Source organism: Sphingopyxis sp. Q841, assembly GCF_052384365.1.
Taxonomy (GTDB): Bacteria; Pseudomonadota; Alphaproteobacteria; order Sphingomonadales; family Sphingomonadaceae; genus Sphingopyxis; species Sphingopyxis terrae_A.
The window spans coordinates 1-18,191 of record NZ_JBQSUM010000001.1; the positions used below are offsets into that span (position 1 = coordinate 1).

At 62.6% G+C, this 18,191-nt stretch carries 16 protein-coding genes; 8 read left to right on the forward strand and 8 right to left on the reverse strand.

Annotated elements, in window-relative coordinates; genetic code table 11:
• Positions 1-887 (reverse strand): ArdC family protein (locus ACT17R_RS00005; protein ID WP_444808731.1); only part of this gene is annotated, 887 nt, incomplete at its 3' end.
• A gap of 579 nt (positions 888-1,466) precedes the next feature.
• Here ACT17R_RS00005 and ACT17R_RS00010 point away from each other — a divergent pair.
• Positions 1,467-1,694: a helix-turn-helix transcriptional regulator gene (locus ACT17R_RS00010; protein WP_444808732.1), complete on the forward strand. Its 228-nt coding sequence runs from the start codon at positions 1,467-1,469 to the stop codon at positions 1,692-1,694.
• Positions 1,695-1,759: 65 nt separating this feature from the next.
• On the opposite strand, the gene ACT17R_RS00015 is transcribed toward ACT17R_RS00010, so the two are convergent.
• Positions 1,760-2,083: a DUF736 domain-containing protein gene (locus tag ACT17R_RS00015; RefSeq protein ID WP_444808733.1), complete on the reverse strand. Its 324-nt coding sequence runs from the start codon at positions 2,081-2,083 to the stop codon at positions 1,760-1,762.
• A gap of 362 nt (positions 2,084-2,445) precedes the next feature.
• Positions 2,446-3,120, reverse strand: coding sequence for an excalibur calcium-binding domain-containing protein (locus ACT17R_RS00020; RefSeq protein ID WP_444808734.1), 675 nt, complete (start codon positions 3,118-3,120; stop codon positions 2,446-2,448).
• 409 nt (positions 3,121-3,529) lie between these two features.
• Between ACT17R_RS00020 and ACT17R_RS00025 the strand changes: the two genes are divergently transcribed.
• A complete protein-coding gene (locus ACT17R_RS00025) occupies positions 3,530-4,126 on the forward strand; it encodes an Npun_F0296 family exosortase-dependent surface protein (RefSeq protein ID WP_444809381.1) in 597 nt (198 codons plus the stop codon).
• 109 nt (positions 4,127-4,235) lie between these two features.
• Here ACT17R_RS00025 and ACT17R_RS00030 read toward each other — a convergent pair whose 3' ends face one another.
• Positions 4,236-5,918, reverse strand: a complete 1,683-nt coding sequence (locus ACT17R_RS00030) for a hypothetical protein (protein WP_444808735.1) — start codon at positions 5,916-5,918, stop codon at positions 4,236-4,238.
• Positions 5,919-6,763: 845 nt separating this feature from the next.
• Between ACT17R_RS00030 and ACT17R_RS00035 the strand changes: the two genes are divergently transcribed.
• From ACT17R_RS00035 to ACT17R_RS00060, 6 genes are all read left to right on the forward strand, one after another.
• Positions 6,764-7,015 carry an XrtV sorting system accessory protein gene (locus ACT17R_RS00035; RefSeq protein ID WP_186401999.1) on the forward strand — a complete coding sequence of 84 codons (252 nt, stop codon included), beginning with the start codon at positions 6,764-6,766 and terminating at the stop codon, positions 7,013-7,015.
• Between the two features lie 161 nt (positions 7,016-7,176).
• Positions 7,177-8,592 (forward strand): exopolysaccharide biosynthesis polyprenyl glycosylphosphotransferase, encoded by a 1,416-nt coding sequence (locus tag ACT17R_RS00040; protein ID WP_444808736.1) that lies wholly within the window; start codon positions 7,177-7,179, stop codon positions 8,590-8,592.
• 29 nt (positions 8,593-8,621) lie between these two features.
• Entirely contained in the window at positions 8,622-10,049 is a 1,428-nt protein-coding gene (locus ACT17R_RS00045; protein WP_444808737.1) for an O-antigen ligase family protein, read from the forward strand.
• Between the two features lie 6 nt (positions 10,050-10,055).
• Positions 10,056-11,480 carry an oligosaccharide flippase family protein gene (locus ACT17R_RS00050; protein ID WP_444808738.1) on the forward strand — a complete coding sequence of 475 codons (1,425 nt, stop codon included), beginning with the start codon at positions 10,056-10,058 and terminating at the stop codon, positions 11,478-11,480.
• Entirely contained in the window at positions 11,473-12,444 is a 972-nt protein-coding gene (locus tag ACT17R_RS00055; RefSeq protein WP_444808739.1) for a glycosyltransferase, read from the forward strand. The genes ACT17R_RS00050 and ACT17R_RS00055 overlap by 8 nt, the downstream gene beginning before the upstream one ends.
• A gap of 377 nt (positions 12,445-12,821) precedes the next feature.
• The gene (locus ACT17R_RS00060) at positions 12,822-13,622 is read left to right on the forward strand and encodes a glycosyltransferase family 4 protein (RefSeq protein WP_444808740.1); all 801 of its coding nucleotides are present in this window, start codon (positions 12,822-12,824) and stop codon (positions 13,620-13,622) included.
• A gap of 57 nt (positions 13,623-13,679) precedes the next feature.
• On the opposite strand, the gene ACT17R_RS00065 is transcribed toward ACT17R_RS00060, so the two are convergent.
• The 4 genes from ACT17R_RS00065 to ACT17R_RS00080 are packed head-to-tail and all read right to left on the reverse strand — an operon-like array spanning position 13,680 to position 18,178.
• Positions 13,680-14,747 carry a glycosyltransferase gene (locus tag ACT17R_RS00065; protein ID WP_444808741.1) on the reverse strand — a complete coding sequence of 356 codons (1,068 nt, stop codon included), beginning with the start codon at positions 14,745-14,747 and terminating at the stop codon, positions 13,680-13,682.
• Positions 14,744-15,532, reverse strand: coding sequence for a CpsD/CapB family tyrosine-protein kinase (locus tag ACT17R_RS00070; RefSeq protein WP_444808742.1), 789 nt, complete (start codon positions 15,530-15,532; stop codon positions 14,744-14,746). The genes ACT17R_RS00065 and ACT17R_RS00070 overlap by 4 nt, the downstream gene beginning before the upstream one ends.
• Positions 15,533-15,551: 19 nt before the next feature.
• Positions 15,552-16,991 (reverse strand): GumC family protein, encoded by a 1,440-nt coding sequence (locus tag ACT17R_RS00075; RefSeq protein WP_234178843.1) that lies wholly within the window; start codon positions 16,989-16,991, stop codon positions 15,552-15,554.
• Positions 16,991-18,178, reverse strand: a complete 1,188-nt coding sequence (locus ACT17R_RS00080) for a hypothetical protein (protein WP_444808743.1) — start codon at positions 18,176-18,178, stop codon at positions 16,991-16,993. The genes ACT17R_RS00075 and ACT17R_RS00080 overlap by 1 nt, the downstream gene beginning before the upstream one ends.
• Positions 18,179-18,191 lie beyond the last annotated feature (13 nt).

Genomic DNA, 18,191 nt, shown 5'->3' on the forward strand with positions numbered 1-18,191 from the left:
TCGTCTCCCGCAAAGGCGAGCAGATAGTCGCTCGCCTTGCTGGCCGCGCTTGCCGCGCGGAAGATCGCCTTCTCGTCGCTGCGCAGCACCGACAGCCACGAGCCGATATAATCCGAATGGCGGACCGTGGGCGCGATACCGAGCGAGGCGCAGGTGAATGCCGCCGCCAGCTCGGCGACAAGTTCTTCGCGGGCATAGGCCTCCGATCCGAACCCGCCCTTCTGATCGCGGTCCAACCTGCTGGCGTGACCCGTCCAATGGCCAAGCTCGTGGAGCGCGGTGCGATACCAGTTGATCGGTTCATGGAACGCCGCCTGCGGGGGCACCTGCACAAAATCGTGGCTCGGGCTGTAAAAGGCTTCGCCGCCGCCAATATTGAAGCGCGCACCGCTTCCCGCAATCAACGCGTCGGCCTCCGCGATCGCCAGCACTGGGTCGGGGCTGACCATGGGGACGGTGTAATCCTCGGGCAGGCCCTCGCACTGATCGACGTTGAACACGACGAAGCGCTTGAGGAACGCCACCTGACGCGCTTCGCGATCTTCGCTGCGCGCCTGTTCCTTCTCCGCCTTCGGGGTGAACCGGTCGGCGTAACAGACAATCGTGCCCTTCTCGCCGCGCACGACATTGCCGCCTGCGGCTTCGGCCTGCCGATAGGTAAGCCAGCGCTGCGAAGCGTAGCCCTTGGCGATGCCCTCGGCCCAGAGGATCAGCACATTGATGCCGCTGTACCTGCGCGCCGTTCCGGCGTTCTGCGGCATGGCGCATCCGCAAGCTGCCTTGTCCCAAGGCTGCACCCAAGGCAGCCGCCCTTCTTCGAGCTCGGCGATGATGCGGCTCGTGACCTCGGTATAAAGGCTCTGCCGTTCGACCTTCTGATGTTTCATATCCCTTCTCCTTCCAACCGCGGCCCGGCCCGGAAGGGGCGCAGGGGGGCGGCAGGAAGGAGCCGGCAGACCCGCATGATCGGGCGGGCTGCATCCGGAGGACCGAAATGCAATGGAGGACCCGCAGCGCGGGTTGCGGCCCGACCGGGCGGGGCTAGAGGCGAGTGACGCCTGCCTGCGTCCCTCCCGTGCCGGGACCAAATGACGCCGCCGCGAAGCGGCGACCGCTTGCCCGCCAGCGGCATCTCATATCCTGCGAATCGGACCGACTCCGCGCCGCTCGCGGCGCGTCATTTTAGGCGCGGCCGTCGCCGACGGCCTCATTGACGGCCTCAATGTCCGGCCGCGACGCCGGGGGCGAGACGATTTGAGAAAAATATGTTCGCCTACGCCACCGCACGCTGCAGCCCTCCAGGATACGCCAGCGTACGCCAGCCTACGCCAGCGCACCTACGCTAAACTACGCTAAACTACGATCCAATAAATGGCGCTTTTCTGCGGTGTTGACGATGCCCCTCTCAATGGCCTTCAATGCTCTCACGCCGGAACATGATCCCCCGAAACATGGAGAAGCATCACATGGCATATCAGTCCCCCCTCCGCCTCATGCGGCTCACCGAAGTCCTCAACCTGACCGGGCTCAGCCGCGCCACCCTCTATCGGAAGATCGCCGCCGGCACCTTTCCGCCGCAGCACAAGCTCGCGACACGCTGCTGCGGTTGGCGCGTCGGCGAAGTCGACATCTGGCTTCGCAATCCCATGTCCTTCAAGCTCGCCGATCTCGAGCGCGCTCGCGACGCTGCCTGAGGATTGAAGTGTCCCGGCACGGCAGATCCCCGCGCCGCAGATCGCGGCGCGGGGCGGCTGCCGTCTCAGTCGACCGCGTTCCAGATGATCGCATAAGCGTCATCGCTTGCCTGACCGGCAGCGCGGCCGAGGTTCGCATAAAGCCGGCGCGGCCCAAACTCGGGCGCGGCGAGGCTCAGCGACACATAGCGCTCGCCTGACTGCTGGCCGACGCGGATCCAGCCGGCACCGATCTCGACGCCTTCGGAATAGACCCGGTAGTCGGGCTGAACATCGCCGCTCTTCGAGCGGTTGGTGCGGATCTCGATCGCTGCGCGGATCGAGAGGGTCTTGAGCTGGCCCACGAAGCCCTTGTCGATGGTGCCGTTCACAAAGCCGATAGCTGCCATTGGTCGTCTCCTTCACTGTGCCGCGGGACCATCCCTGCGGCATGGGCGGACCAGGGACCGGGGCTTGAGGCGCCCCCGCGAACCGGCAAGGCCGCAGCGCAGCGGAGGAGTGCGGGCGGCGGGATTATTTGAAGCGAAGCGGCCGCGAGGAGACTGCGCAGCAGGCGGGGACATAATCGCGCCGAGCGCACTTTCGCGGGGCGCCGCGCCGGTCCAGGTCAGATCGCCCGCCGCCGGGTTGGCTCCGGAAGGGTGGAGCTCGCCACTCGGCATCGACGTAAACGATCACTCTCCAGCAAAATGAGGGGCTCAGCCCATGGAGATGACTGCGACCGCAGGGTCCGGTGCGAATTCCCAACTGTTCAGCGGGGCCGATAAGGCTCGCATGCTATGCCGTCACCGTCACCGTCCATCTCCGGACGGTAACCAGGCTGACCGCGATAAATGGGCGCAGCTCCCGCAGCGCGGGCCGCCTGGCAATTGGGATAATAGACCGAAGATCGAGGGGTTTGCCGAGGAACAGCCAACGAACGCGGCGGCTGCGACTGCGCCTGAGGAACGCGGTGCACCGATCGCCATTCTGAGGGAGCGACGAATTCTCCCGCCCAAATCCCTCTCGCCGCTTCACGGGCCCGCGCTTCGTCTATTACATAAGCGTCGCTATACCGCCTGAAGGCGAGCGCCATGCCTGCTTCGACCATCGCTCGACCCAGGTCGGTGCCGTTGACAGTGCAGACTGCGACGTTGCGACCATAATCATCGATATCGCGCTGCTGGCAGCGAACCGACCCCCGGGCAACGAGTTCGCCAAGCTTCGCGGCAGCCGCTTTCCCGCAATCCCAAGCTTCCCCGCCGCGCGTACATTTTTGATCATATTCCGGCGCGTCAATTCCATAGAGGCGCACCGATATGCCCGAAAGCAACAGACTGTCGCCGTCAACCGCCTGAGCCGGGCCGCTGATGTCCTGGGCCAATGCCGGTGCAACCGCCCCGGCCAGAATATTTGCAAGAGCTAGCCGTATCAGCAGCGTGACCATGACTTGATCCTGAATTTGGGCCTTCCAGCGATATTGAGGCGCGCACGAAAGGCAAAGCGCGCTCGATCGACTTGCACGCCCCTCCCCTTCTGTATTCGCATAACATGGATTAAATTCTTGTAACATTGCGCCGCTGTGGCAAAAGAGCAGCCTCGTTGCGGTGACGTAGCGCTCAAAGGGCGCTTTCTAGGTCGGTCCTCACGCGCATTGCTGGCAAGATCAGCAGGTTGCACCATTCTGGGACAGACTTTTGCGCGCAAAAAAGACTCGCATATCAAGCGATTCGGGTTAAGAATTCCTAATAATTAACATTGCAGGGCGAGTCGCGGGCCTGCCACCACCAAGGAGGATACCGACGATGAGAAAATTTCTTTCCAAAGCGCTTCTAGTTTCGGCTGCGGTCTTGGCCATGCCGGCGGCGGCAAATGCTGCGGTTACGCTCAGCACCGTTACGCCTGGCACCGATCCCTATTCGGGCCCGGCGCCGACCTATGATTTCGAAACCCCTGCCCCGGTCAGCGGCGGGCTTGTGACGACCGGCTCGGCAAGCGGTATCCGCGCGCAGCCGTTCGGCAGCACCGGCAACTATTGGACGGTCGGACCGAGCGACGGCTCGCCGGGCATCCTCGACCTTTCGTCGATCGCTGACATTTTCAACGTCAGCTTCCTCTGGGGTTCGGTCGATGCCTACAACCTCGTCGAATTCCTCGACATGGACGGCAATGTCATCGCCAGCTTCACCGGCAGCGATATTTTCAACCCGGCCAACGGCAATCAGACCGATCCGAACCTCAACCCGGTCGTTCGCTTCGACATCACCGGCAATGATGTCAGCAATCTGAAGTCGCTGCGCCTCAGCTCGACGAGCAATGCGTTCGAGACCGACAATTTCACCATCAATGCGGTTCCCGAGCCGGCAACCTGGGCGTTGATGCTGCTCGGTTTCGGCGCGATCGGCTTCGGCATGCGTCGTCGGCGTGGAACGGGCGCGCTTCAGTTCGCCTGACGCTCAAGGTTCCAGCAAGGACCAGAAGAGGCGGCCTTACGGGCCGCCTCTTTTTTTACCATGCGTCTTAGAAACGACGATTTTGTTGACGAAGTGGCATTTGCGCCCTTCAGCCAACCCGCAGATTTGCCTCGCTAACGGCACGAAACAGTCCGGATCCACCCAGGCCGAGATAGACCAGCCCGACCTCCTGCATATCCGCGGCCAGTACGGTTCCATTATCCATGCTCCCGCCCGGGTAGCGGCCGATCGTTTCCCATTTTGCGGCACCCGGACGACGCGGGTCAAATTCGATGCAGCGATGGAGGCCTCGCACGCCGGCCAAACCGCCCCAGGCATAAAGTGTCGGATAATCGCTCCCAGGCGCGGCCTTGCCGAACGCGAAGTCGAGCGGTTCGCGCACGCCGGCAACCCGCGCCCAGCTTGAGCCCTCGTCGGCACTGAAGAAGATTCCAATGTCAGAATCGCTGTCGTTTGCATCGACGTCGCCGACGCAGAAGAACAGATGCGGGGAGCGTCCTGGCGGCATCTTCAATTTGCAATTGAAGGCGTCGGTTCCGAAAATCGGTCCGATCAGATCCTTGCGCATGCGTTGGAAATTTCGCCCGCCATCGTCAGATTTCCAGATCCCGCGGAAGCGCCGGCTCGCGTCATCATGACGTTCATTGCCGACATGGTAGAGAAAGAAGGTTCCGGGACGTTCCTTGTCGGCGAGAAGCTGGATGCGCTGATAGGAATATTGGTTATGCCAGCGCATTCCGCTGTTATCGGGCTCGGCCCCCTCGAAAAGGCAATAGGCCCAACCCGCGCCATCATCGAGCGTCACGCTCGGCTTATTGTTGCCGGTAGGCAGCCAGACCAGATTTCCTGGAGGGCCCACAGCGATGTTGCCGCCAAACCCCGTGCCTTCGGTTGCCGGCTGCGGCGCGGTGGCACGGACATTTTGCGGAACCGCGGCGACGGGCGCCCAGCTCTTTCCGCCGTCCCGCGAAATATTGCAGCAGCCATTCTTGCTGCCAACCACGGCAAGATAATTCTCATTGCCCGCGGCGTGATCGATGCCGCCGCCATGATCGAGCGGTACCGCATTGCTGACGCCGATGTTGGCGGGATATTGTCGGAACTGCCACCAGTCGCGGGTCGCGACGTTACGGTCCTGCGTGACATAATGTATCCGGCTGTTCTGCGGCGGCACCATGATCTGCATCGACACGAGATTTTCGATGCCGACGCTGTCTTCGAGATAGACCGGGACGCTGCCATCATGCGGCGGGCTGATACATTTCCAGCAGCCTATGCCTTCCGCAATATAGAGAATGTCCGCCTCCGTATCCCACACACAAGCGCCGTTCGACATGTAATTCTCGTTGGTGGTCTCGTGCCAGCCGATATGGACCGCCTTGCGCCGGATCCGCGGTGTCAGCGGACCGAAGGTGGCGCCCCCGTCCAGCGAAAGCCGATAAGCGCTTGAAGCAATCATCGACACAATCCGCTTGCCGTCGGCAGATATTGCAATGTGTTTTGCGTCGGGGACGCCAGGTACTGAAGTCCAGCCTCCCCGCTCGGTCCAGCGGCGTAGCGGCGCGCCATCACCGCGGGAGGTTCCTCCGGTCCACAGATTGCCGCCGCGCGCAACCATATGTCCGATGTCGGCGGGGCTGGCTTCAATAAGCTCGAAATGGCCTTGAATTCCGGAAATCGACCGAAAGATGCCATGGCCATAAGACCAAATATAGACCAGCCGGGTTCGCTCGCCATTGCTGCCGCTGTCAGGGTCAAATGCGATCGCCATCCCGCGATCGGGGGCACTTGGCGCGGGGATTTGGGGATGCGCCGCCCAGCTGTCCCCGCCGTCAAAGCTGATATGGAGCCCGCCACGGGCGCCCGTATCGGGATTGCCGATGCCCACGACCAGATGATTGGCAGGATCGACTGCCATTCGTTCGTTGGTCATTCTCGAGCTGCTGTTGGCGCCATAGCCGTCATAATAGGGAAGAGCGGTCCGTCGCCACGTCCTGGCCCGGTCGCCGCTTGCATAGACGAAGCCGCCTTGGCACACATAAATGCAATCGGTCCGGCTCGGCGCTACGGCAACATCGTAACAGCCCGCACCGCGCGGATAATGGTAGCGCATCAGCTCGGGATCGATGTTGATCCCCGCCTGCAGCAGCGGCTGCCACCGGTTTTCCTCGGAAGCCAAGATAAAGCCTCCGGCGGTGTCGGTGCGGCAAACCCGGACCTTTTCGGAGCCCCGCCCCGCGATCCGCATTCCGGTCACATATCCACCGCCACCGATCGCGACGCGCTCGTACCGCCAAGTGCCGGATTGCCTGTTTTCTGCGTCCACGCTTCTGCTCTTCCCTTTACCGCGCCAAGGCTTTTGCGGGGCCGCCAACGCGCTCGACATCTGCACCGCGTGATGCAGCTGGAGCCGGATGCTGGCAAACGGACCGGCGAAGGGCAGCCTCGCGCAAGCGCTGCACCATTACAATACAATATAAGCATTTATCGCTTAGGATGGCTTACAAGGCCGCTACCGCGAATATGCATTCGCTGCTATGCTGCGGCCCGGATTTAAAGGCGAGAGCGATCGCGGAAATCCGGGGTCGAGAGCTGGCGAGGGTTCGGGAGGGACATGTGGAGACGATTTGGGACTGGATCACCGTCATTGCCTTTTCAGGACTGGTGACCTTGCTGCTACAGCGATCGGCCGAGGAAACGCCGCGCGACAAGCTTTGGCAATATGCACCGCCGGCGGTCGGCTGTGCCGTCGTCAACTATATTGGCAATGAAGGCTATCCGCTATTTGCCGCAATTCTACTGGTCGGCGTGATCATCTACATCTTTACCGTGCTCAAGGTGCCGAACCCTTTCCAGCAATCGCGTTAAGCTTTGCCAAGAGGCCTTTCCCCATTCGGGACGGCGTGCCGCGAGTCCCGGAATTGCACTGTAAACGCTGTCGATTTCTCCGCCATTCTGCTATTTGCATTGGCTGGCGGTGATGCCGATAGGTCAACTGGGATCGGGCTTGAAGGGCCGGGTGCCAAGTGGTGAAGGGCGGGAAAATCTACAGCAGGCCTGATCATGACCTGTCGCTCGCGACACCGCCGAACCCGTCGAGCGAGGGCGGCCTCTTTGCGTCGGCGCGCGACAAGCGGACCTTTCTCTACATCTTCTCGCTGGCCCTCGACCTTCTGGCGCTGGTGCTCGGCTATGCTTGCGCGCTGCAAACCCGCGACGCGCAATGGCTCAGCGCCGGCGGTCATTCCATTCTCTTCATAGCCCTTCCGCTGTTCCTGATGTTCGAAATCGCGCGCGAAACTCAGGACGCCGAAACCTTGCAGAACCGGTTACTCGGTACCAAACGCGCGCTTGGCGCGCTCGGGGCGACGGCCTTCGTGATCGTCGGCATCAGCTTTCTTTTCAAGGTCGACGAAATCTCGCGCATCGGCTTTGCGATCACTTTCGGTGCGGCGGCCATATTTCTGATAGTGTCGAAAATCATCCTCGATCGCGTCGTGAAGCTCGTGATGGGCGACGTGGTGGTCGCCACGATCCTGTTACTCGACGGCCTCGATGCCGTTCCCGAAGGATCCGCCGTGGTTGTCGATGTCGGCGCCCAGGGCCTTTGGCCCGATCTTGATCGCCCGGACATGATCGACGCGCTCTCGCGGCTGATTGCGCCCTTTGACCGGGTGGTAGTCGCCTCGCAATATGATCATCGCGCGGAATGGTCGACCTTCCTGAAGGGTCACGATGTTGGCGGCGAGATCATGCTCGACCGGGACCTTCTGCATGGAGCAGTCGCGCTCGGCCGCTATGATCGGCGCGACACGATCGTTCTCTCGCGTGGGCCGCTCAATCTGATGAACCGGGTACAAAAGCGCGCGCTCGACCTCGTCACGGCCAGCGCAGCGCTGATCCTGCTCGGCCCTCTGCTCCTGCTTGTCGCCTTGGCGATAAAGCTCGACACGCCGGGGCCGGTCTTCTTCCGGCAATTGCGCGTGGGCCAGGGCAACCGCCAGTTCAGCATTTACAAATTCAGGTCGATGCGCGTCGAAGCGAGTGACGCGATGGGCGACAAGTCCGCCTCGCGTGCGGACGATCGCGTAACGCGGGTCGGTCGCTTCATCCGCCGCACGAGCATCGACGAGCTCCCGCAGATATTCAATGTCCTCAAGGGCGAAATGAGCATGGTGGGACCGCGTCCGCACGCGCTTGGCTCGACCGCGGGCAATGAATTATTCTGGCATGCTTCACAGAAATATTGGCTGCGACATGCGCTCAAGCCAGGCATTACCGGTCTTGCCCAAATTCGTGGTTATCGCGGATCGACCGAGAGAATTGAGGATCTGGAGCTCCGGGTGCGCTGCGACCTTGAATATCTGTCCGAGTGGTCGCTGTGGAGCGACATCATGATCCTTCTCAAGACCGTACGCGTGGTGATGCATAAAAATGCATATTGATCCCGTCTCGCAAGGGAGCTGAGCGCGCGGTGCGTATTCTTGGCATCCTCCTGATTCTCGCATCGCTGCCCGGCCTGATCTGGTGGGTACGGGCATTCCCGCAGCACCGCAAATGGGCCTATTTCGCGATCGGCGCCCTGCCCTTCACCATGAGCTTCGCGAATCTCGATGTCGCCTTCATCAACTGGGCGACATGGCCCGGTTTTGCGCGCGGGCTTATCGTCTCCATTCTCGACACGCTGGCGATAGCAATCATTGTCGCGGCCAGGTCACCCTTTCGGCGGCTGCCGCTCCTCGGCGCCCTCGGCGCCTATCTGGTTGCGGTGACGGTATCGGTATTCGTCTCGCATCAATGGGAAAGTTCGAGCTTCTACGTTTTTCAGCTCCTGCGTGTCATTCTGGTCTTCGTTGCCGTCGCTTCGGTTGCCGGCAAGCCGGGCGCGGTTCGCTGGATTGCCTTCGGGCTTGCTGCAGGCGCGATTTTCCAGGGACTTGTGACGATCGAACAACGCATGTCGGGCATAGTCCAGGCCACGGGCACCATGGCTCACCAGAATCTGCTGGGGCTGATGCTGCACTTCGTGACCCTGCCGCTGCTTGCGCTGCTGCTTGCCGGCGAACGCAGCAAGCTGATCATGGCTGGCGTCGTCGCCTCGCTCGTCGCAGTGGCGCTCGGCGCGTCGCGCGGTGCGGTCGCCTTCGTAGCGGTGGGGATCGCATTGCTACTCATCCTTTCGCTCGCAAGGCGGATGACGCCGCACAAATGGAAGATCGTTGGACTGGCGGCCTTGTCGCTGGGCATCGTCGGCCCGGTTGCTGCCACGAGCTTCGGGGAGCGCTTTGCTAGCGGAGCATCAGCCGCGCTTGGTCCCGACGGCGAACGACAGGCCTTCGAACGCGCTGCGAAAGCGATTTGGCGTGACCACCCGATGGGTGTGGGCGCGAACCAATATGTCGTGATCGCTAATTCGCAGGGCTATTCGCAAAAGGCCGGCGTCGTCTGGAACTACAACAGCCGTTCGGCGCATGTGCACAATATCTACCTGCTCGCTGCGGCCGAGACCGGCTGGCTCGGCCTTCTGACGCTCATTTTCCTGTTCGCCTGGAGCGTCATTCGCGGGCTCGCCTTCGCTTTCATGCATCGACGTGATTCACGCGGCGATATCGTGCTCGGGGCGAGCGTCGCCATTCTCGTGACGGCGCTTCACAGCCTGTGGGAATGGGTCTTCATCGTCTATTTTACCCAATATGTGTTCGCGATCGCGCTTGGCATCATCGCGGGATGCATTCGGCAGGCAAAGCTCGAACGCCGACATAAGACGATCCGCAAGCCACCTCCCGCCTCGTCCGGCGGACAGCAGGACGGCTTGGTCGATACTCCAGCCGCGGCCCTCACCATGGGGCGCGGGAGCGCGCGTCGGCGCGGTTCGGGCGCGTTGCGCCCGGCGCGGCGATAAGCCGCGATGGAAAGCAGTCCCACCGATATCGGCGCCGCCACGCCGCCGACCTCGCGGCGCTGGCTGCGGCAGATGGCGGGATGGACCGGCCATTTTGGCTCGGTCAGCTGGATTGCCGCGACCTATGCGATTCAACAGGTCGTGCGGCTCGCCTCAAGCATTCTCTTGGCCTGGCTTCTCGCGCCAGCGCTTCTCGGCACGATGCTGCTCATCAACGCGCTGCGGACGGGCGGGGAACTGCTCACCGACGTCGGCGTCGGTCAGAGCATCGTCAACAATCGGCGCGGCGAGGAATCCGACTTCTTCAACACCGCCTGGACGGTGCAGATCGTGCGCGGCCTGCTGCTCTTCGCGGCCGCCCTCGCCCTCACCGCGCCCATCGCTCATGCCTATGGCAAGCCGGAGCTGCTATACCTGCTGCCTGCCGCTGCCCCGATCTTTCTGCTCACCGGCCTCACTTCGCCGTCACGCTTCCTCCTTCAGAAGCGACTGGAGGTTCGCAAGCTGGCCTCCTTCGACCTCGCAATGGCGATCTTCGGCTCGGCGATCCAGATCATTCTCGCCTATTTCATGCCAACCATCTGGGCGCTCATCATTGCGCTCCTGATCAGCATGGCCGTCCCAGCAATCGCGAGCTTCTTCCTGGTCGACTGGCGCATGCATCGCCTCCGCTGGGAACGGACGGCGCTGCGCGACATTGTTCATTTCGGCAAGTGGGTCTTCCTGTCCTCGTTGATCTACTACCTCGCCATGAATTTCGATCGTCTCTATCTGCCAAGCGCGATACCGCTCGCGCTGCTCGGGATTTACGGTATCGCGCGGACATTCGCCGACGCGGCCGCGGAACTTTTCCAGCGCGTCGGCAGCTTCCTTGTGTTCCCGAAGATTTCGGCCACCAACCTGCGCGGGCATGATCTGCGCGAGGCAATCGGACCGATGCGCCTTGCGCTGCTTGGCTTTGTCGCGGTCGGGCTCGCGCTCGCTATCGCACTTGCCGATCGCTTCATCTACCTCGTCTACGACGCGCGCTATCACGATGCCGGCATTCTGCTGACCGTTCTGCTCGCTGGCAGCTGGTTTGCGATTCTTGCTGCCATGTCGGATGCCATCATGATGGGACTTGGAAAGCCATCGGGCGTGGCGTTCGGCAATGGAGCCAAGCTTGCCGTTGTGGCGATCGCCCTGCCCGTCCTTCTCCCACGCTATGGCCTCAATGCCGCGATGCTCGCTTTCGTTGCGGCGGAAGCCGTACGCTATTGCATCCTCGTCTGGCGCAAGCGAGCTGCAGGGATCAATTTCGTGCGGCAGGATATTGGGCTGACGCTGCTATTCATTGCCTTGATCTTCCTGTTCCGGGAGGCGAGCTATCTGGCCGGATTGACGGGCAGCATCGGCGATTGGCTGATCGAAGGGCAGAGGATGCATGGCTGACCGGCAGCAGAGCCGCATGGGAGTGGTGGCGATAGGCCGTAACGAAGGCGAACGGCTGCAGCGCTGCCTTCGCTCGATCCCGCCCGGCATTCCCATGGTATATGTCGACAGCGCATCGATCGACGACAGTGTCGCCTTTGCTCGCTCGGTCGGTGCCGACGTCGTCGAACTTGATATGCGCCTCCCCTTCTCGGCCGCGCGCGCGCGCAACGAGGGTGCAGCCCGGCTTACCGCGCGGCATCCCGAGCTGGCCTTTGTCCAGTTCGTGGACGGCGATTGTGAGTTCGAGCCCGGCTGGCTCGCCGAGGCGACCCGCTTTCTCGAAACCGAACCCGAATTCGCCGCGGTTTGCGGTCGCCGGCGCGAGCGCTATCCCGAGGCGAGCTTCTACAACAGGTTGTGCGACGCCGAATGGAACACGCCGCCGGGGGAAGCCGCGGCGTGCGGAGGCGACGCCATGGTTCGTCTCAGCGCTTTTGCTGCCGTCGGCGGCTATGATGGCGCGGTCATTGCCGGCGAAGAGCCCGAATTTTGTGCGCGGCTTCGCACGCGCGGCTGGCGGGTCTGGCGGCTTGATGCGCCGATGACGATACACGACGCCGACATGCATCATTTCCGCCAATGGTGGATGCGCGCGGTGCGCAGCGGCTATGGCTATGCGCAAGTCTGGTCGAAAACGCGGCGCCTCGGTGCGCCGCTCTACGGGCGCGAGCTTGCGCGCGCGATCGGCTGGAGCGCAGCGCCCATAGCGCTGTCACTGTTCTTGACAGTACTCCTCGGACCAATAGGTCTGCTTGCTGCACCATTGTTGTGGGCGGCTCAATTTGTTCGGCTCGCACGGCGAGACGGCGGCATGCAAGCCGTGCATCTGCTCGCCGGAAAATTCGCCGAGACCTGGGGAGCGCTGCGTTATGGCGCGGCGCGCGCGGCGAAGCGCCGGCAAGGAGCGATCTACTACAAATGAAGATCGCCTATCTCGTCAGCGACTATAGCGCCCCATCGCACACATTCGTGCGCCGCGAAGTGGCTGCCCTGCGCCTGCGCGGGGTTGAAATCGCAGCGTTCAGTGTCCAGCCGGTCGCGCGCGAAGGCGAAGCCGAGAGTCTGCTCGGGCGCCCGCTTTTGGTCTATTTCGCGGCAATTTGCGTTATTCTCGCCACCAGACCTGGACGCTTTGTGTCGACCTGGCGGCTGGCGCTCCGCCACCGCGTCGGGGGCCTACGCGCGCTGCTTTGGTCGCAATTTCACTTCGTCGAAGCGCTGCTGCTTGCGCGCCGGCTGCGCGCAGAGCATGTCGGTCATCTTCATAATCATTTCGCCAACAGCGGCGCCACCGTGGGCATGCTGGCCGCGCATTGCGCGAACGTGCCGTGGAGCCTGACGCTGCACGGCATTTCCGAGACCGACCCACCGGCAGGAGCGCTGCTGGCCGGCAAGATCGAGCGGGCGCGCTTCGTCGCCTGCGCGTCCTATTTCATGCAGGCCCAGGCGATGCGGCTCGTGAATCCAGCTCAGTGGGCCAAGATGCACATCATCCGCTGCGGGATCGATCTGGCGGCACTTCCCAAGGCACAAAAAGTTCGTTCGGCGCGCGCGTCGACACCGCCGCGCCTTGTGTCGGTGGGACGGCTGTCACCCGAGAAGGGTTATGCGGGCCTTCTTTCAGCGCTTGCGGCGCTGGTTGCCGAGGGCCGCGATTTTTCGCTGACCATTGTGGGCGGCGGGCCGGCGGCAGATGCCGTCCGGGAACAGGCCGCGACACTCGGGCTCGCTGAGAAAATCGAATTTACCGGACCGCTTCCCGAACGCTCGACGCTCGCGCGCATGGCCGAGGCCGACATCTTCGTCCTGCCGAGCCTGATGGAAGGTCTTCCGGTCGTTCTCATCGAAGCGCTCGCGCTGCAACTTCCCGTCGTAGCGAGCCGCGTTGCGGGTATTCCCGAACTGGTCGAGGACGATGTCACGGGCCGGTTGTTCACCGCGTCGGACTGGGACGACCTCAAGCGCGCGCTCGGCGCGCTGATTGATGACCGCAAGGCGTGGATTCGGTTAGGCGAGGCGGGGCGCCGGCGCGTGGCCGACGACTATCAGGCGCATAGCGCGGCCGCGCGCATGTCACGTCTGTTGACCGGCCTCGGCTGAGATGCCCCCCGTTTTTGACCGGCGCCGCAGACCGTCCGTTCCGGGCGGCCTGCCGCTCTACCAGTGGCTCGCCGCGCCGCGCCGCTTGATGAGGCGATTGGCGGCGATGCAGGGGCCGAGGTTCAAAAATGTTGCGGCGAGCGAGAATGGCGCCCGCGCCAATGCCTTGCGCCAGCCGACGCCCTTGAGATTGTGCAGTCGCCAGCTGAGCATCCGCGGGGGCAATGCCCACCATTTGCCCGCGACCTCGCGCGCGATGATCCGGTCGATCCAGTCGGGTTCATCCTCGTTCCAGGACCGGATGCGCTCGCCGACATGATCGCGGTGTTCGCCGGCCCACAGATGTTCGAATATCCATCCGTTGATCGTGGTGCCGAGCGTCATGCGCCGCTCGTGCGCGAAGAAGCCCGCGATACTATGGGCTTCAAAATAATGCGTCGGATGCGGCATGCGCGCGATCGTCTCGAACCGCGGGGGATGGGTAAAGCCGCCGGTGTGGATCATGGCGCTGAGCGCGCCATCCTCTCCCGGAGTCGGGACCGGGAGCCAAATCTTGCGCAATTCCGACATGCGCGCCGCGTAGAGCGAGCCATTGATCGCGTGCGGCGCCGGCGTCTGGCTCGAAATACGTAGCGAGAAGCGATCAATGAGCGTCTTGTGCGCCTTGCGGGCGATATTCTTTAGCGGAAATCCCGAAACGGCAAGCAGCACCGGATCGCCCGCGAGGCGATCGACGAGTTCCGCCAGCACATGCTCGCCCGCCAGTTCGATATCGGCATCGAGAAAGATCGCAATGTCGAGATCGCCATCGAGCAGTTCATGAACCGCGAGATTCCAGCTGCGGGCCTTGCCGCCGATCGGCGTGTCGTGGACACTCCAGATCGGTCCACCGTCGGCGAATGCGTGCGCGAGCGCTGCCGAGGCCTTGGCCGCGGTCGCGTCACTCGACCCGTTGCTGACAACGAGGATGCGGGATACGCCGTTGCCGGCCACCAGCGACTGTCCCGCCAGCTGATCGATCAAACCGCCGATCGTGTCGGCCTCGTTGCGCGCAATGATGCAGATCGCGACGCGATTGCCCTTACGCTCGGCGAGCGCCGGCTCCGCTTCCGCTTGGCGGGTCACGACGGATCGTAATATTTCCCGTAATCGGGCCCGCCATAGCCATAACCATAGCTGTCGGCGAAGCCGCCGCTGTAGCGGTTGAGAATCGTCCCGACGCACGGCGTCGGGTGAAGAACGGCCAGCACGTCTTCGACATGCTTCCTGGTGGTTTTGCCGCTGTCGACGACGAGCACATAGCCGTCGAGCAATTCAAGGCTGATCATCGCATCGTCGCTGGCGAAGGCTGGCGGTAAATCGAAGAGGATGATCGCTGCATCGCTGCGGTTGCGGAAAATGTCGATCATCTGCGCAAAGCGTTCGCCGGCGAGAAGCTCGGCGGTGTTACGCTTGCGGCGAACGGCGGGAAATATCCCGAGTTCGCTGCCGTCGACATGCCGACCGAGCGCTGCAAGATCATCGGCTTCGCCTTCGAGGAAGCTCTCGATCCCCTGATCGAGAGTCAGGCCGATCTCTTCGGCGACCGATGCGCGGCGAATATCGAGATCCACCAGGAAAACGGGTTGCTCGGCCACGCGCGCGAGCGACGAGGCCAGATTGAGCGAAAGATAGGATTTGCCTGCCGCAGGTGTTGCAGAGGTCAAGCCGATGAGCCGAAACCCGCTTTCCTTGAGCTTCTTGCTCAGGCTCGAACGGAGGAGATTGAAGGGACGCGCGCGAATGTCGCGGCTGTCGAAGCCAACGAGCTTGTGCGAGTTGAGCTCGGCGCGCTCGGGAGTGAAAAGCGGAAGGTCCGCGAGCCGGAGCAGGTCGCGGACGCCGGGAGAGGAAAAATCGCGGTCGGCCATGGTCGAACCTTTATTGGTATCAGGAGCGGCGAAGCGGAACGAAACGCTGCCAACCGCGCTTGGGAACGCGCGTTGACTCGATCACGGGGATGATACCGATCGGCGAGGCACCGAGGATCGCCTTGAGCGCCCCAGGATCCCGGATCGGGCGCAGGAAGAGCTCGACCGCAAAGGCGAGTACAAAACCGAGCCCGAGGCCGCCACCGATGCCGAGGGCAGCGAGTAGGATGCGGTTAGGCCAGCTGGGGCTGTCGGGAATGACCGGCGGCTCGACGACCGACAGGCGCTCGGCCATTTGCTCGTCCTCGGCGCGCACGCCCGCGCGCGCGGTCATCAGCTGCTTTTGCACCTGCTCATATTGCGTGTTGAGCGCCGTCAGACGTTGCTGGAGTTCGCCGAGCTGCTGCTGGACGAGCGGAGCCCGCGCCTGCGCGGCGAGCCGCGAGCTGACCTCGGCATTCTCCTGCGCCTTTGCGGCGCGCAGGGCCGCGATCTGCTTGTTATTGAACGCGATCTGGTCATCGATCGTGTCGAGCGGCAGCTTTTGCGTATTGTCTTTGGCAAGCCGCCGCGCCTCGGCGAGCGCCTGCTTGGCGATCACCACGTCGGGGTGGGTTTCGGAATAAAGCGCCCGCGCGGCGGCGAGCCGTTGCTCGGCTGCCGCAACCGTGGGATCGCGTTCGTCGCTCGTCTGCGCGACATTACGCTGCATGAGGAGAGTCTGGTTGTCGCGCTGGAGCGCGGCAATCTGTACGTCGTAGCTTCCTGCCCCCGAACCGATGACCATGCCGCCGGAGGCCAGCACATTGCCGTTGCGGGCGTTGACGCCAGCGATCTGCGATTGAAGGTCGCCGATCTGCGATTCAAGGCCCGCGGCCTGATCCGAAAGAAACTGGACAGTATTGGTCGCCTGCTCGGTATTGCCGCGCGCGTCGAGCTGCAGGACGCGATCCATCAGCGCCTGCGCTACAGCCTGTGCCTGCGCGGGCTGCGAATATTCAAAGGCAAGTTCGAAGGCGATGGCCCGCTGATCGGGGCGATTGGGCTGCGAGCCCGCATCGGTTGGTGTAAGGCTGATGGATTCGCGCATTTTCTCGAGAATTTTCGAGAGGGGCTTGCTCTTGCGGTCGCTCGCATAAAGACCGTTGCGTTCGATCAGTTCGATAAGATCGGGACGCGATGTGATCTGCTGCTGAATGGCCGCGATCCGGCGGTCGATCGCATCTCCGCCGTCGAGCCCGATAACCTCCTGCGGCAGCTGTGGCGACTCGACGAGCATGATGGCATTGGCTCGGTAGGTCGGCGGAATGAACAGGATACCCGCCAGCGCAGCGAGCGCGCCGACGATCGTCGGGACGATGATCCACCAGCGGCGTTGCCACAGGATTGCAGGCAATTGACCGATGAAATCGGACCCGCCTTCACCCTGCTCGCCGGCCATATCGTCGAACTGATCCATCAGCGAAGCTTCCCGAAACGCACCGTTACACCGACCATCAGCGAATAATTTGCATCGCGCCGGCCCTGGGTATCGCCATAGAGCTTGGTATAGGCCGGTGTCACGTTCAGACTGACGCGGTCGCTGAGCTTGCGACTGTAAGTGGCGCTCGCTCCGACGATGTCGGTGATGCGCGTCTGGAGCGGAAAGCCCGCAGCACCGCTTTGATCGGTGCGGCCATAGCGCCCGGAAAAGGCGAGACGGTCCTTCTCGGACAATTGCGCATCATAGGTCACCGCAAAGGCGGTGACGTTCGAGACGCCCCCGAGCGCGGTCGGCTGCGCGGAGCGATTTGCCGAAACGCACATGGTGCGATTGAGACCCTGATCACACAGGCCAATATTGCCGGAAAAGCTCGTAAGTCCGACCCTCGATCCGGTCCCCACATCGGTCCGAACGTAAGATATGCCTGCCCCCGCCACGAGGCTCAGGCGCGAATTGATTTTCTGCCGCAAGCCGATCTGCGGACTGATGATCGTACTGTCCCCGATGCTGCGACCGAGATAATTGACGCGGCCGACCGAGACGCTGGCCGTCAATGAGGTACGCTCGGTCAACTGACGCTGATAGCCGACGTGACCAGAGAGATCCTGATAGTCGAAGCCCACGTTGCGCTCGACGAAGGCAGCGTCGAGCGACAGGCCGGCATCAATCGAACTGCGCTCGTCGATCGCATGGCTAAGGCCGATCGACGCGCTGGCATTCTGCCGGCGGGTGCGCACGCCCGCAATCGACGTATCGACCGGCGGAATACTGGGATCGGGGATGCTTCCTGGATCGAGCGGTGCCTCGATCGGAAAGAAAAAGCCATCCTGCACGACCGAGCGCGAAGTCTGATAATATCCCGCCATGCTGAGCGTCGTGCGCTCATCGAGCTTCTGATCACTCGACACGCCGGCGCGCCCCGAAAAATCATTGCCGTAGCGCTGGCTATATTGCGCAAGGCGCAGCGTGCCATCGAGGCTGGTCCGGCCCGATTCAGTTTCCCAGACAATCATCGGACGCACTTCGAGCGTCGCGGCCGCGGCGGTCTTGCTATCAACGTAAAGAAAAGGATTGGTCGACACCGATGCGCCCGCCGACACATCGACGGTCACCTGCGGCTCCTGCGCCTGCGCGGTGCCGAAAAGGCCGCACGCCAACATCATTATCGATGAAGCA

Excerpts from the sequence above, each read along its gene's own strand:
- ACT17R_RS00010 (WP_444808732.1), top strand. The coding sequence starts at position 1,467 with ATGGCATATCAGTCCCCCCTCCGCCTCATGCGGCTCACCGAAGTCCTC.
- ACT17R_RS00015 (WP_444808733.1), bottom strand. The coding sequence starts at position 2,083 with ATGGCAGCTATCGGCTTTGTGAACGGCACCATCGACAAGGGCTTCGTG.
- ACT17R_RS00020 (WP_444808734.1), bottom strand. The coding sequence starts at position 3,120 with ATGGTCACGCTGCTGATACGGCTAGCTCTTGCAAATATTCTGGCCGGG.
- ACT17R_RS00025 (WP_444809381.1), top strand. The coding sequence starts at position 3,530 with ATGCCGGCGGCGGCAAATGCTGCGGTTACGCTCAGCACCGTTACGCCT.
- ACT17R_RS00030 (WP_444808735.1), bottom strand. The coding sequence starts at position 5,918 with ATGGCGATCGCATTTGACCCTGACAGCGGCAGCAATGGCGAGCGAACC.
- ACT17R_RS00050 (WP_444808738.1), top strand. The coding sequence starts at position 10,056 with ATGGAAAGCAGTCCCACCGATATCGGCGCCGCCACGCCGCCGACCTCG.
- ACT17R_RS00055 (WP_444808739.1), top strand. The coding sequence starts at position 11,473 with ATGGCTGACCGGCAGCAGAGCCGCATGGGAGTGGTGGCGATAGGCCGT.
- ACT17R_RS00060 (WP_444808740.1), top strand. The coding sequence starts at position 12,822 with ATGCTGGCCGCGCATTGCGCGAACGTGCCGTGGAGCCTGACGCTGCAC.
- ACT17R_RS00070 (WP_444808742.1), bottom strand. The coding sequence starts at position 15,532 with ATGGCCGACCGCGATTTTTCCTCTCCCGGCGTCCGCGACCTGCTCCGG.
- ACT17R_RS00075 (WP_234178843.1), bottom strand. The coding sequence starts at position 16,991 with ATGGATCAGTTCGACGATATGGCCGGCGAGCAGGGTGAAGGCGGGTCC.
- ACT17R_RS00080 (WP_444808743.1), bottom strand. The coding sequence starts at position 18,178 with ATGATGTTGGCGTGCGGCCTTTTCGGCACCGCGCAGGCGCAGGAGCCG.